Source organism: Nocardioides sp. NPDC057767 (assembly GCF_042798275.1).
Classification (GTDB): Bacteria; Actinomycetota; Actinomycetes; order Propionibacteriales; family Nocardioidaceae; genus Nocardioides.
The window spans coordinates 25721-39243 of record NZ_JBHVKJ010000056.1; the positions used below are offsets into that span (position 1 = coordinate 25721).

A 13523-nucleotide genomic window follows, 5' to 3' on the forward strand; every position below is an offset into this window, starting at 1 on the left:
GCCCACGCCGACCGCGTCCGATCCGCCACACTTCACCCTGTGAACCCCTCGGTCTCCGGCGTCGCCGTGGCTTGGCGTCCTGCGATCGCAGACCTCCTCCAGACGTACGCCGCCTCCGGCCGTCTCGGCTTCACCGAGGTGGTCGCGGAGAACATGTCCCCGACGCAGATCCCGCGGGCCGTCGCCGACCTGGGCGTCCCGGTCATCGCCCACGGCGTCACCCTCGGGCTGGCCGGGGCCGACCGCCCCACCGCGGACCGGCTCAGCCGGCTGGCGGGGCTCGCCGAGGTCCTGGGCAGCCCCTTCGTCTCCGAGCACGTCGCCTTCGTGCGGGCGAGCGACTCCCCCGACCCGCTCCACGGCGACGTCCTGGAGGCCGGCCACCTACTGCCGCCGCCACGTACGAAGGACTCGCTCGACGTGCTCGCCGACAACATCCGGATCGCCCAGGAGTCCCTGCCCGTCCCGCTCGCGGTCGAGAACATCGCCGCCACCTTCACCTGGCCCGAGGACACCCTCGACGAGCCCGACTTCCTCACCGAGCTCGTCGAGCGCACCGGCGTACACCTCGTCCTCGACGTCGCCAACCTCTACGCCTCCGCGGTCGCCCGCGGCTCCGACCCGGTCGCCGACCTGGCCCGCTTCCCGCTCGACGCGGTCGCCTACATGCACGTCGCCGGCGGCACCGAGCACGACGGTCTCTACCTCGACACCCACGCCCACCCGATGCCACCACCGGTGCTGTCGCTGCTCGCGACCGTGGTCGAGGCGTACGCCGGACGTCCGCTGCCCGGCATCATGCTCGAACGCGACACCGACGTGTCACCACGGACCGTCGACCCCGAGTTCACCAGGCTGTCCGAGGCGGTCGAGGCGGTCCGCGGCCCTCAGGCCTTGGGCAGGTCCGCCCCGCCGGTCACCGGCGCCTGATGCTCCGGGAAGGCGGACTCGGCCGAGTCCTCGTCCACGAGGGTGGTGCGCCCGAAGGCCTCGCCGAACGGCGTGAGGTGCACCGAGCGACGCACGATCTTGGCGAACTTCACCGAGTGCAGCGCCTCCAGCACGTCGGGCTGGGCCTCGAGAACCTGGTATTCCAGTGGATCGGGCAGCGGCTCCTTGGAGAACCACACCAGCCCGAGCCGGAACAGGTTGTTGAGGTAGGCCGGGACCCGCTCCGGATAGCGCACCCCGCTGCGGCCGGCGATCATGTTGAGCCCCGGCGCGATCATGGTGCTGCCGACGAGACCCGTCGGTCCCCCGGTGCGTACGTCGACCGACGGCTGCGGTCCGGCCTGCAGCAGGTAGAGCAGCATCCGCGCCTCGTCGGGCGCGAGCTCGTCGAGGATCCGGGCGTACGCCGGGTGCCCCTGCTCGTCTGCCCAGACGTCGCGCGAGCGGTCGAGCAGCTCGGCCCCACGACGGCGCAGCACCGGTAGCGAGTCCTGGGACGCCTCGGCCTCGCGGGTCCGCGCGAGCACGACGTCCTGACGAGCGGCCTCGTAGTCGGACTCGGAGATCTCCATCACCGGCCTCGTGCCGGGCAGGATGATCCGCGCGGCGGTGCCTGCGACGATCCCCACGGCCTCGGCCGTCTCCCGCACCAGCCCGTCGCGCACGTCCTGGTCGATCACCGCCCGGGCGACCCGGATGCCGGCGCGGCCGGAGGTGCGCAGCCCCCACCCGGCGGTGTGCCAGGCAGCACCCGCCGCGACCCGCGCCAGGCCGGGAGCGGTGCCGGCCACGGCGGATGCGGTCGGGACGACCTTGCCCAGAAGACTCATGTCGGAAAGATTAGAAGGTGAAGGAAGCCGCCCGCGAGCCCCATGATCGCGCCATGGGCGTAGAGCATCCATTCGTCCTCCTTGATCGCTGACCTCATCATGTCCACGAAGTCGCCCGGCGGAAGCTCCTTCGTACGCCGCGCGACCAGGTCGCGGATCTTGTCTGCCTGGTGGCGGCTGAAGCCGGGATCGCGGAACGGCACCAGCGTACGATCGGCCGCCTCGTTGGCGACCGAGGTGCTGATCCGGTCGAACCGCTCCGACCCGAGCGCTATCCGCACCGCGCCCCGGTAGGGCCCGGCCGCCCGGTCCACCGCAGGCATCAGTGCGTTGATCAGCAGCTTGCGGGTGGCGTCGCCACGGGGGCCGTCGAGCAGGAAGTCGCCGATGCGCTCGAGCGTGATCACATCGGTGGCGATGATGTCGGCGTAGACCTCCGCGGCCTGCTCCTGACGGCGCGGGAAGAGGCCCTGCACCTTGATCCCGAGGATGCGCCGCGGCTCGGCGGGCTCGAAGATCAGCCACATGCCGAGCAGGTTGGTCACCCAACCGACGACCACACCGAGCAGCGGGAGCAGCCACCACAGGTGGAAGGTCTGATCGATCAGCGCCACCGGGATCCCGAGCAGGAATCCGAAGATGAACCCGAAGGCGACCATCAGGTTGAGCTCGCGCTGCCCGAAGTCGCGGAAGATCCTGACCACGAGGGCGGGGTTCTTGCGGAAGTGGTCGATGACCATCAGCTTCGGGTCGAGGAGCTGGTCGATGTGTACGCCGATGTCGTCGGTGACCTTGTGCACGATCGAGGGCAGCTGGGCCTGGACCCGGACCGCGATCGCGTCCTTGACCGGCCTCGGGAGGTCGCGCCAGAGCCGAGGGTGCTCACGCATCATGATCTGCTCGACCAGATCGGGTACCTCCGGGCGGAAGGTCTCCACGATGTGCGTGGCGATCTCGGACGGGCCGAGCTGCTGGTAGAAGTCGCTGGGGGTGCCGAGCTTGGCGATCGCCTTGTCGACCGCGATCGAGCCCATCTTCGCGGCTCGGGCGGGGATGATGCCCTGCCAGCCGAGCCCGCCCTGGGCGAAACCCGGCACCTCCTGGAGCTTGTGCGGCAGCACCCTGGTCAGCTCGCGCAGCCCGGGGACCTGGAACCCCTTGAAGGCGAGCGGGGCGAAGAGCATGTAGAGGCCCGACCAGTTGATCAGCCAGCCGATCACCCCGGTGAAGATCGGGATGGTGATCAGCGAGAGCCAGTGGACGTGGGCAGCCCAGTCCTCGAACCAGCTGGCCAGCGAATCCTGCCACTCCGGCGACATCCGAGCTCCTTCCGCCAGAGTTCCAGACCGTCAGTATGCGTACCCTACCCACACGCGAACGCAAACACCCTGAAGCGTCTGCCATTCGGGTTGGGCTAGTCGGTTGATGCCTCTGTCGCCGCACCGGGCGGGATCTCGTGGCTCGGGAGCCGGTCGAGATCCTCGGCATCGGCGAAGCAGGCGCGCGCGAAGTCCTGCCCGAACGGCGTCAGATGGATCGAGCGCCGCTTGATCCGGGCGCCGCCCTGGGCATGGATGGCCTCGAGCACGTCGGGCTGCGCCTCCACCACCTGATAGCGGATCAGCTCGCTGACCGGCTCCTCGGACTGCCACGCGAGACCCAGTCGGGTGAGGTTGTTCAGGTACTGCGGCACCAGCGACGGGTAGCGCACGCTGGCCTGCGCACCGATCATGGTCAGGCCCCGGGCGATCATCCGCGACCCACGCAGGTGGCCGATCACCCCGCCCTCGACGACGTCGACGGCCGGCTGCGGACCGTCCTTGAGCATCAGCACCAGGATCCGCGCCTCGTCGGGGGCCAGCTCGTTGAGGATGTTGACGAAGGCCGGGTGGCGGTCGTGCTCGTCCCACACGTCGCGCGAACGGCGCAGCAGCTCCTCGCCCGTACGCCGCAGCTGATCCGGACTCGTGCCCGGCTCGATCCCGTTGACCCGAGCGGCACGGCCCTCCATCGCCGCTCTCGCCGTCTCGGCGGCCGGGAGCGCATAGCGCTCCAGCAGGCCGGTGATCGGGTTGCCCGTGGCGACGCGCTTCGCGAAGCCGGTCACCTGGCGGGCGCTGGTCGCCACGTCCTCGGTGAGCCGCACCGCCTCGTTGGGGTCGACGACCGCCTTGGCGACCCTCCCCACCCCACGCGCGTACGTCCTCAGTCCCCAGCCCGCGGTGTGGGCCACCGTGACCGCGGAGATCCTGAGCAGGCCCGGGAGCACGTCGATCGTCCCGTCGACGAGGCCACCGCCCGGCGCCGGCGTGGGCATACGGTGCATCCCCTCACGGCCCTCGACGAGCTCCTCGGCCGGTGCGGCGTACGTCTCGGGCCGGCGTGCCCCCGGCTCGGTGTTGATGTGGAGGGCGCTCACAGCACGTTCCACCATTCGAAGACCGCCACGTGCAGGAACCCGCCCGCCAGGCCCATGATCGCCCCGTGGGCGTAGAGCAGCCACTCGTCCTCCTTGATCGCAGCTCTCATCATGTCAACGAAGGTCCTCGGAGGTAGGGCACGGCATCGGTCGGCGATCAGCCGCCGGATGTTGCAGGACTGCTGCTGGCTGAAGGCGGCGTCGCGCATCGGGGTGAGGGTGTACTCGACGGCCTGCTCGGCAACGGAGGAGCGGATCGCGTCGAACCTCCTGGTCCCGACCGCCACCCGGACCGCACCGTAGGCCGGACCGACCGCGGCGTCGACGGCGGGCTCGAGGGCCGCGGCGAGCATCTGCCGGGTGCGGTCGCCGGAGGGGCCGTTGAGGAGGTGCTCGCCGATGTGCTCGAGCGTGATCACGTCCTTGGCGATGTGCTTGCCGTAGACGTCGGAGGCCTGCCACTGCCGCTGGGCGAAGAGCGCCTGGATCTTGAACGGACCGATCCGCCTGGGCTCGGCGGGCTCGAAGATGAGCAACATGCCGAGCAGGTTGGTCGTCCAGCCGACCAGCACGCCGAGGATCGGCAGCAGCCACCAGATGTGGAAGGCCTGGTCGACGACGGCGACCGGGATGCCGAGCAGGAATCCGAAGACCGCACCGAAGACGACCATCATCCGGAGCTCGCGGGCACCGAAGTCCTTGAAGATCCGCACGATGATCGAGGGATCCTTCTCGAAGTTCTCGATCACCATGATCTTCGGGTCGAAGATCTGGTCGATGTGGTTGCCGATCTCGACGGTGACGTCGCGGACGACCGCGGGCAGCCGGTCCTGGACCCGCTGGATGACGACCGTACGCAGCGGGCGCGGCAGATCACGCCAGAAGCGGGGATGCTCACGCCACATGATCTCGTCGACGAGCAACGGGATCTCGGGGCGGAAGACGTCGACGATGTGGGCGGCGATCTTGTCGGGCTCGAGCTGCTCGTAGAAGTCGCGCGCGGTCGCCATCTGGGACAGCGCCCGGTCGACCGCGATGGAGCCCATCTTCGCAGCCCGCGCGGGCACGATCCCCTGCCAGCCGATCCCGCCGCGCAGGATGCCCGGGATCTCCTGGATCTTGCGTGGCAGCGAGCCGGCGATCTGCTTGAGCCCGGGCACGGTGATCCCGTGGAAGTGGATCGGCGAGAAGAGCATCCACAGACCCGACCAGTTGATCAGCCAGCCGATCACGGCGGTGAAGATCGGCACCGACCAGAACTCGAACCAGCTGAAGTCGTCTAGCAGGGAAAGCCCTGCCGAAATGGTGTTAGACACAAGACCTGACCTTCATTCCCTCATCCACGAGACCGCCCCAGGTGCACGCAGTGTCGTGGTCTCCCTGGCGCGAAAGGCTAGTGCACTGCTTGACAAGTTGGGGCAAAATGTCCACCGATCGATCTGATATCGATCCAAAACCATCGGGCAAGCGCGACGCGCGCAGCTACCGCGTTGAGCCTGGTTCGACGGGGGCGAGCCGGACGTCGTGGGCGATCGTCCCGCTCCGACCGATGGGGAGCATTCGGAACACCACCCTGCCATGAACGGCCTCGGCATCGACGAAACCGAAGTTGCGCGAGTCGGTGGAAGCGTTCCAGTTGTCGCCGAGCAGCCAGTACGCGTCCGGCGGGACGGTGATCCAGTCCTGCTCGACACCGGCGTCGGCAGACCAGGCCGGATTGTCGACCACATAGGTCCGCCGATCCCCCTCGGGCCGCACCAGCACGCGCGCATCAGGAGACACCGAGACCTGGTCGCCGGGCATCCCGATCACGCGCTTGAGGATCCGGGCGCCACCACCGGACACGGAGCTGGGAGCGTCCGTCTCGACGACGTCGAAGCGTTCGATCTCGTCATGGGTCCAGAACTCGAGGAACATCCGGTCCCCGTCTCGCAGCGTCGGCTCCATGCTGGTGCCGTCGACGGCGACAGAGAAGGCGAGAGCCGCGACCATCATCACGAGCGCAGCGAACGCCGTCACTCCGACACCCATCCCGCCCGCCGCGAGGAGCTTCTTCACGGCCGTGCACCCAACCCGGCAACAGGCTCGGTCACCTCGACGAGCTCGACGTCACCGTCGCCGAACCCGCCGAACGAACCGGCCGGGAGCAGCCGCAGCCACGCCGTGCCGGAGACGTCGGCCAGCGGCAGGAAGCCGAACGCACGGGAGTCGGTCGAGCCACCCCAGTTGTCCCCGAGGACCCACAGCGCGTCCGTCGGGACGGTCACCCAGGTTCCGGAGGCGGCACTCGGGTCGTACGTCCCGTCCGACCTGCAGCACAGGCCGACCTCTCCCCCGATCCGGGCCGGCCAGGCAGGGTTGTCGACCCGGAAGACGTCCTGCGACCCGGCAGGACTCACATAGACGACCGGCCGCTCGCCGCCGGCGATCGCGACCCGGTCACCAGGCAGCCCGATCACCCGCTTGACCACCTGCGAGCCGCCACCGAAGCGTTCCGGGCCGGGCTCGACGCCCTGGACCAGATCGAAACGCTCGATCTCGTCGTTGTGCAACGGGTCGAGCAGGATCCGTTCGCCGGAGGCGAGCGTCGGCTCCATGCTCTGGCCCTTGACCGTGAACGAGCCGAACAGCGCCGCCACGACGACGGTCATCGCGAGCAGGAACGCCACCAGCGCTACCCACCCCACCGTCGTTGCCGCAAAGCCGCGCTCGTCAGCGAACGGAGTTTTCAGAGACCTTCCAGACACAATCGGCCCCTCTTTCAGGCAGAGCAATGGCAGCGCAGCCAAACCCATGCAGGAATAGCCACACTTCATAGACATTTAGGGACAAATTGTCCAGATGTGCTTGACCGTAGCACGTGGCGCCCATCACAGTGTTGATGCCGCCCAGGGTATTAGGGCCTGCGGGCGGTGCACTTTTCTCGGGGTTCATCAGCCCGTGAGGGACGGGTCCAAAGAGGGAGCACATATATGAACAAGATGGGGCACACCAGTCTCGGCCGCTTCGCGGCCGTGACGCTGCCGGCGGCAGTCGTCTCCGCCGGCATGGGTTACGCGATGCTGTCCGGCATGGTCGGGGCGGTCATCTCGTCCACCGGCGGTTTCGACATGAGCACGAACCTCACCGCTGACGCACTGAAGATGCGCACCGGCGCTACCGAGATCGGCTCTGCCGGTAACAACCAGGGCACGATCTACGCTCAGACCGAGGGCTCTGTCGCCAACGGGCTCAACGTCGTGACGCCCGCGGTGGAGGTGCTCCCGGGGCTGAGCCTCAACCTGGGGATCACCTCGACCGACTCGGCGATCAACCTGGGCGACGTGGCGCTGAACGCTGCTTCGCTCAACACGCCGAGCGGCGCCACCATGGCCAACGTCACCCTGGGCCAGTCGCAGGCCGACGCCGGCTTCGACTCGGCCGGTCCGGGCTACGTGGCGGACGGCTTCGCTCTCCAGGCCGCGCAGACCTCTGGCCAGAGCGGCGAGCAGGTGCTGAACAACCTGTCGGCAAAGGCATACGCAGTCCAGCTGAGCTCGCTGAGCCTCGACAACCTGTCGATCAAGCTCAACCCGTAGCACTTCAACTCATCAGCCTGCAGCCGTTGGCGGGCGTTCCGGAGCGCCCGCCAACACCCTGCCCCAGCCTCGCCGGAGAAACCCATGCCTGACAAGACTCCTATCGACCCCGAAACACCCATCGCGAGCACCTCAGCCAGCGGCCCCGCTCCGCGCGGCTTCAAGGGTTTTCGCCGCACCCGCCCCTTCTGGGGAAGCCTGATCCTGCTGTGGTCGTCATGGTTGATCGGGTCCTCGATGCTCTCCAAGCAGCTCGACTTCACGATCTTCGCAGCCTTCGGCGACAGGACCCTCCCGCCGGTGCTGATCTCCTTCAGCATGGCTGCCGCGGCACTGATCGCGATGTTCATGCCGTCGCAGCGTACGTTCCCGGGGATCGTCTCGGTCGCGCTCGCGATCGCGGCCCTCCCGCTGGCCAACCTCGGCGGGCTCATCATCGGCACCGTCGCCGGCATCACCGGTGGCGCCCTGATCGTCGCCTGGACCCCCTACACCGAGGAGCAGCTGACCAAGATGGCCGAGAAGGACGCTCACAAGCGCGCCCGCAAGGAGGCCCGCAAGCTGGCCCGGAGCGGAGCGACCGCATGAGCCCCCGCGCCCGCCGCTTCGAGCGGCCCGACCCCTGGGGCGAAGAGCCCGGCATGCGCAGCGCATGGGGTCGGCTCACCGGTCGTCTCTACCGAGGCGCGTACGCCGCCATCGACCGCGCCGCGGAGCAGTCGGCGCAGATGCACGAGGAGGCGGAGTCCGTACGCCGCGGCAGCCGGAAGCGCTCGCTGCCGCTGATGATCCTCGGGAGCGCCGCCCTCCTCGCGATGTTCGGCGCCGTCTCGCAGAACGCCCTGGCGGTCAACTTCACCACTGGGAACTCCAAGTTCAGGCTCTACTCCAACTACCTCGACGCAGAGCACGCGGCGGGCTATCTCGCCCCGACCAGCCGCCAGGGGTCCACGGACTGCGACGCCGACACCGCCGACGTACAGGCTCAGTGCGGGGTCACCGAGCTCGGCATCCACCAGGCCAAGCTCGCCGGGCTGTGCGGGATCGCCACCGAGAACATCCCGCTCGTCGGTAACTACTCGCTGATGATCACCGCCGGCGACGACGTCCCGGACAGCTACAGCGGCGCATCGATCCCGACCGGCACCACCACCGACCCGAACACGGGCAAGCTGACCAGCGGGAGCCTGGCGAACGCGATCTCTGCGACCAACCTGTACCTCAACTCCGATGCGCTCAGCGGCTACGGGAACAAGATCTCCGGGATGAACCTCGGCCAGTCGGCCGAGACCGTCGGCGACTCGGCCGGCCTCGCCTTCGAGGGCAACGCCAACCAGCTGCCCAAGGCGGGCGCCTTCGGCCTCTACGCCCGCCAGCTCAACGTGGCCGGCCTCAACGGCAACAGCTACGGGCTCAACCTCAAGGGCAACATCACGCTGCCGGACCTGAACATCAGGGTCGTGCCCGGAGCCAGGACGCAGGCCGACTGCTCATGACCAACTCACTGACAGACGACCTCGGCTTCTCGACCGACCCCGCGCCGGAGAGCGCGCACCGTCGCAACCGGCTCGGCGCGTTCCTCGCGGCCGCCCGTTCGTGGTTCCGTGCGTGGCGACGTACGCGTCCCTTCTGGGGTGCGTTGTGGCTCATCGTGGCCGGTGCCTGGATCATCTACTGGATGTCCTTCGACATCGGCATCGCCCTGACCGGCGGCTGGTCCTACTCCGCCGGCTACGTCATGGGCGGATCGCTGATCATGTTCGGACTGGTCACCTGGCTGGCACCGCACTACAAGTCGCTGTCGGGGGTCGTCGCGTTCCTGATCGCACTCGGCGCCTTCCCCACCGCCAACCTGGGCGGCTTCGTCGTCGGCTCGGTCCTCGGCATCATCGGCGGCTCGATGGTCTGGTCCTGGGGCGAGAAGCAGCCGCGCCCGGCCAGGCGCGCCACCTCCGGCGGATGATCGGCGGTGTCCCACGATCTCACCGTCGGCAGGCAACGCCTCGTCGTGATCACCGCGATCGCGCTCATCATCATGTCCTCGGCGCTGTGGCCCTCGGGCGGCGACCGGGCTGAGGCGAACAGCCAGAACGACAGCTATCAGCCGTTCCGGTGCGACCAGCCCGGAAGCAGCGACCCGCAGCAACGACGGCAGGTCGTGCCCCTCAAGAACGCCGGCGACAACGGCAGCTTCCAGAGTCGCACCTTCGGCACCCGGATGTTTCCCTGCCTGTCGGGGACGCGATGGCTCCTGACCGCGGGTGAGCCGAACGGGAGCAGCACCACCAACGTGGCCGCCGATGTCCGCGGCATCTATACCAACACCAGCGGCGGGGACTGCGACAGCAACAAGGGGTTCACCTACTACTACGCCGCCACGGGCAACATGTGTCTCTTCCAGATCGCCTTCAGCGATCTCGTCTTCCGCAGCAACGTCGCCTCGTTCGGTGCGCCGGTGCTCACCGCGCGGTCGTCGACGGCGCCCGCTCCCACCGCGAAGGTGCCGCACGTCCTTCGCATCGCCCCGGACGGTCCGTTCACCGTCGGCGGCCCCGGCGTGAAGACGAACCTGCTGACCACGGGCGACTCCTGGGTGGCGATCCCGTGGCGGACGGTCACCAACCTGGCCGGCATCCTGATCATCGCCGCCGGGCTGACCACGACCTCCCAGAAGAACACCATCTGCACGGCCGGGTGGAACGGCGACGTGTGCCGGATGCGGATCCGTACGCTCGCCGGCGACGGCACCGGTGGCTGGAACGACCTGGTCACCGCGATCCTCAGTGGTCTGGCGGCCGGTGGCGACTACAACCTGCTGGCGGTGAACCTGGAGTTCTACTACCTGTTCACCCACGACAACGACGCGACCAAGGACCCGTACGTCTACCCACCGGGCGGCACCACGAACCCGCTCAACTCGATCCAGCTCCCCAACACGACGATCACGGTGACCGCAGAATGAGCACGTACGGGACACGATGGCGCCGCATGGTCGCGGCGACGACGGTGGGTCTCGGCCTGCTCGGAGCGATGGTCGTGGCGATGGGCTCCTCCGCGTCCGCGGTCTTCAACCCGACGCTGACGATCAACAACGGCAGCTCGACGTTCTCCTCGAGCCGCATCCACGCCGCCGACGCGGCGTTCGGCACGGCGCTGGTGCAGACCCAGGCGTCCGCCAGCAGCGGAGGCGACTGGACACCGGTGCTGCGCGCCGGCTTCGCCTCCGCGACGATGAACGGCTTCTGCCTCTCCCGGGTGGAGGACGTCGGGGCGCTCGGCAGCTACACGATCAGGCTCACCGCCGGGGACGACGACCAGACGACCAATGAGATCAGTGCTCAGAGGGTCGCCTTCGACATCACCCAGCTCCGGGCCGCGTCATCGCCCGGCGTCAATCTGCAGGGCACCGCTCAGATCGGGCTCGCCACCACCGACCTGACGACCAATCCGGGCACCGCGCCCTACGCCGCGAACCCGATGGGCGTGCCCCAGGGGTTCGACGCGAAGTGGTACCAGACCAGCGGCAACGGAGGCCACAACAACGGCCAGGGATTCACCGGTATCGACGCGACCGTCGCCAACCTCAACTCCGTCTACGGCGACGTCCGGCAGGCTCAGATCGAGGGTGAGGTCACCTTGCCGAACCTGGAGATCGAGCTGCTTCCGGGCAACCAGTCCTGCAAGGCCGCGGCTCAGGCGGGGACGTTCCCGAACTGAAACCCTCACACACCGGCCGACCGCCCCGGGGCTGTGTAGATCTCGACACGCTCACGAGCTCGCTCCTGCGTCGCGATCTCGTGGCTCACCGAAAATTGGAAGGACCCGGTGGGTCCGTCTCGGGTCGGCTCCACCGGGTCCGCCGCGCGTGCCCCGACCATATGGGGGTTGGTCCGACACTCGCGGCTTACTCATCAGTATGGGGGTATCGAACCAACATCGGTTTTAACCAAAATCCACAACTCGCCAACAAATCTGTCAAGCGATCAGTAGGAAAGGCGCTACCTCTGCTGCCGCCGCCAGACCACGATCGCCTGACCTGGCGGCGCCTGACGAACCGCAGGAAGCCTGCTGGCCGGGCTCTTCTGTTCCGGCGCCGTCGACAGCGCCTGGGCGAGCGCCTCGCGGGTCGCCGCCAGCTCGTGCAGCAGTTCCTCGTTGCGCCGCCGCAGGGCATCGACGTGCTGCTCGAGCGCCAGGATGCGGCGCACACCCTCGATGCCGATGCCGGCCGCGGTCAGGTCGGCGATCGAGCGCAGCAGCTCGATGTCGTGGAAGGAGTAGCGTCGCCCGCCACCCCCGGTGCGACCGGGGGTGATCAGGCCCATCCGCTCATAGGTGCGCAGCGTCTGCGGGTGCAGCCCGGTCAGCTCCGCGGCCACGCTGATGACGTAGACCGCGGCATCCGGGGACGGGCTGCTGAATCCGTCGCTCATCATCACTCCTCGAGAAGAGACGTACGCAGTGGCTTGCCGGCCATCGCGGCCCGATAGGCCTCGACGGCCGCCTTGGCGTCGGCATCGAGCACCGCCGGGATCTGCACCTCGACGGTCGCGAGCAGGTCACCCACGGTGCCGTCAGCGCGCCTGAACCCCTTGCCGCGGACCCGGAACGTACGACCGTTGGGGGTCCCTGCGGGGATCCGCAGCGTCACCGGCGAGCCGGACAGGGTCGGCAGCTTGGCCTCCGCGCCGAGCGCCAGCTCGTCGAAGCCGACCGGCACGTCGATGGTGAGGTTGTCGTCCTTTCGGCCGAAGACACGGTGCGGCGTGACGTGCACGGTGACGTAGAGGTCACCGGCCGGGCCGCCGTTCTCACCCGCGGCGCCCTTGCCCTTGAGCCGGATCCGCTGACGGTCCTTGACCCCGGCCGGGATGCGCGCCTGGATGGTGCGCGCGGAGGTGCCGCGGCCGGAGCCGTGGCAGGTCGGGCAGGCCTCGTCGTAGATCAGCTGACGGCCACCGCAGCGCGGGCAGGTCTCGTTCATCGAGAACGCTCCGCCGACGGAGTTGACCACATAGCCCGCACCCTCGCACTCGGGGCAGACCCGCGGCTTGGTGCCAGGCTTGCCCCCGGTGCCGTTGCAGTCGGGACAGGCGGCGTCGGAGGTCAGCCGCAGCGAGATGGTCACGCCGTCGAGCGCATCGGTGAACCCGATCGTGGCGCTCGTCTCGACGTCGGCCCCCTTGATCGGCCGAGCCCTCGGGGCCGTACGCCGCCCACCGAAGCCTCCACCGGCACCACCGCCGAACAGGTCGCCGAACATGTCACCGAGCCCGCCGGTCTGAGCACCGCCACCACCGAAGAGATCCTCGAAGTTGTAGCCGCGACCGCCTCCACCGAAGCCACCCGGGAAGCCGCCGGTGGCACCGAGGGTTCGCACCTCGTCGTACTTCTTGCGCTTCTCGGCGTCGCCGACGACGTCGTAGGCCTCGGCGACCTTCTTGAACTTCTCGTGCTTGGCCTCGTCGCCCGGGTTGGAGTCGGGGTGGTTGGCCCGCGCGAGCTTGCGATAGGCCTTCTTGATGTCGTCGCTCGAGGCGTCCTTCTTGACACCCAGCTCGGCGTAGTAGTCCTTGTTGATCCAGTCCGGCCGGATCCCGTCGTTCTCAGCCACCTAGCCCCTCCTCCCTTCTTCTCGGTGGTCGAGCCTGCCGGTCTCCCGGCAGTCGGCGTCGACGCCACCCTGCGGCCGATCGAGGCCGACGACCTGTGAGCGAGATCAACGAGCGGGTGCTGGCCTGGACC

General features: G+C 68.6%; 15 protein-coding genes. 7 read left to right on the forward strand and 8 right to left on the reverse strand.

The window, feature by feature from the left end; all coding sequences use genetic code 11:
* Positions 1 to 39 precede the first annotated feature (39 nt).
* Entirely contained in the window at positions 40 to 930 is an 891-nt protein-coding gene (locus tag ACFVDI_RS23435) for a DUF692 family multinuclear iron-containing protein (RefSeq protein ID WP_378911056.1), read from the forward strand.
* Here ACFVDI_RS23435 and ACFVDI_RS23440 read toward each other — a convergent pair.
* The 6 genes from ACFVDI_RS23440 to lepB (ACFVDI_RS23465) form a co-directional block, all read right to left on the reverse strand.
* Positions 888 to 1781 (reverse strand): Abi-alpha family protein, encoded by an 894-nt coding sequence (locus ACFVDI_RS23440; protein WP_378911058.1) that lies wholly within the window; start codon positions 1779 to 1781, stop codon positions 888 to 890. The genes ACFVDI_RS23435 and ACFVDI_RS23440 overlap by 43 nt on opposite strands.
* The gene (locus ACFVDI_RS23445) at positions 1778 to 3100 is read right to left on the reverse strand and encodes a hypothetical protein (protein WP_378911060.1); all 1323 of its coding nucleotides are present in this window, start codon (positions 3098 to 3100) and stop codon (positions 1778 to 1780) included. The genes ACFVDI_RS23440 and ACFVDI_RS23445 overlap by 4 nt, the downstream gene beginning before the upstream one ends.
* A gap of 95 nt (positions 3101 to 3195) precedes the next feature.
* Positions 3196 to 4200, reverse strand: coding sequence for an Abi-alpha family protein (locus ACFVDI_RS23450; RefSeq protein WP_378911063.1), 1005 nt, complete (start codon positions 4198 to 4200; stop codon positions 3196 to 3198).
* Positions 4197 to 5516 carry a hypothetical protein gene (locus ACFVDI_RS23455; RefSeq protein WP_378911065.1) on the reverse strand — a complete coding sequence of 440 codons (1320 nt, stop codon included), beginning with the start codon at positions 5514 to 5516 and terminating at the stop codon, positions 4197 to 4199. The genes ACFVDI_RS23450 and ACFVDI_RS23455 overlap by 4 nt, the downstream gene beginning before the upstream one ends.
* Positions 5517 to 5682: 166 nt before the next feature.
* Positions 5683 to 6258: a signal peptidase I gene (gene lepB / locus ACFVDI_RS23460; protein WP_378911067.1), complete on the reverse strand. Its 576-nt coding sequence runs from the start codon at positions 6256 to 6258 to the stop codon at positions 5683 to 5685.
* The gene (gene lepB, locus ACFVDI_RS23465) at positions 6255 to 6869 is read right to left on the reverse strand and encodes a signal peptidase I (protein ID WP_378911070.1); all 615 of its coding nucleotides are present in this window, start codon (positions 6867 to 6869) and stop codon (positions 6255 to 6257) included. The genes lepB (ACFVDI_RS23460) and lepB (ACFVDI_RS23465) overlap by 4 nt, the downstream gene beginning before the upstream one ends.
* A 303-nt stretch (positions 6870 to 7172) precedes the next feature.
* On the opposite strand from lepB (ACFVDI_RS23465), the gene ACFVDI_RS23470 reads away from it, so the two are divergent.
* The 6 genes from ACFVDI_RS23470 to ACFVDI_RS23495 all read left to right on the forward strand — a co-directional run bounded on the left by ACFVDI_RS23470 (position 7173) and on the right by ACFVDI_RS23495 (position 11495).
* Positions 7173 to 7778, forward strand: a complete 606-nt coding sequence (locus ACFVDI_RS23470) for a hypothetical protein (RefSeq protein ID WP_378911072.1) — start codon at positions 7173 to 7175, stop codon at positions 7776 to 7778.
* Between the two features lie 84 nt (positions 7779 to 7862).
* Positions 7863 to 8366, forward strand: coding sequence for a DUF6114 domain-containing protein (locus ACFVDI_RS23475; RefSeq protein ID WP_378911074.1), 504 nt, complete (start codon positions 7863 to 7865; stop codon positions 8364 to 8366).
* Positions 8363 to 9274 (forward strand): DUF6230 family protein, encoded by a 912-nt coding sequence (locus tag ACFVDI_RS23480; protein ID WP_378911076.1) that lies wholly within the window; start codon positions 8363 to 8365, stop codon positions 9272 to 9274. The genes ACFVDI_RS23475 and ACFVDI_RS23480 overlap by 4 nt, the downstream gene beginning before the upstream one ends.
* Positions 9271 to 9741, forward strand: coding sequence for a DUF6114 domain-containing protein (locus ACFVDI_RS23485; RefSeq protein ID WP_378911079.1), 471 nt, complete (start codon positions 9271 to 9273; stop codon positions 9739 to 9741). Before ACFVDI_RS23480 ends, ACFVDI_RS23485 begins: the two co-directional genes overlap by 4 nt.
* Positions 9742 to 9747: 6 nt before the next feature.
* Positions 9748 to 10740, forward strand: coding sequence for a hypothetical protein (locus ACFVDI_RS23490; RefSeq protein ID WP_378911081.1), 993 nt, complete (start codon positions 9748 to 9750; stop codon positions 10738 to 10740).
* Complete coding sequence (locus ACFVDI_RS23495) at positions 10737 to 11495, forward strand: DUF6230 family protein (RefSeq protein ID WP_378911083.1); 759 nt, start codon at positions 10737 to 10739, stop codon at positions 11493 to 11495. The genes ACFVDI_RS23490 and ACFVDI_RS23495 overlap by 4 nt, the downstream gene beginning before the upstream one ends.
* Positions 11496 to 11776: 281 nt before the next feature.
* Here ACFVDI_RS23495 and ACFVDI_RS23500 read toward each other — a convergent pair whose 3' ends face one another.
* Both ACFVDI_RS23500 and ACFVDI_RS23505 read right to left on the reverse strand, forming a co-directional pair.
* Positions 11777 to 12211 carry a heat shock protein transcriptional repressor HspR gene (locus tag ACFVDI_RS23500; RefSeq protein ID WP_378911087.1) on the reverse strand — a complete coding sequence of 145 codons (435 nt, stop codon included), beginning with the start codon at positions 12209 to 12211 and terminating at the stop codon, positions 11777 to 11779.
* 2 nt (positions 12212 to 12213) lie between these two features.
* Complete coding sequence (locus ACFVDI_RS23505; RefSeq protein WP_328528623.1) at positions 12214 to 13392, reverse strand: DnaJ C-terminal domain-containing protein; 1179 nt, start codon at positions 13390 to 13392, stop codon at positions 12214 to 12216.
* Positions 13393 to 13523: the final 131 nt, after the last annotated feature.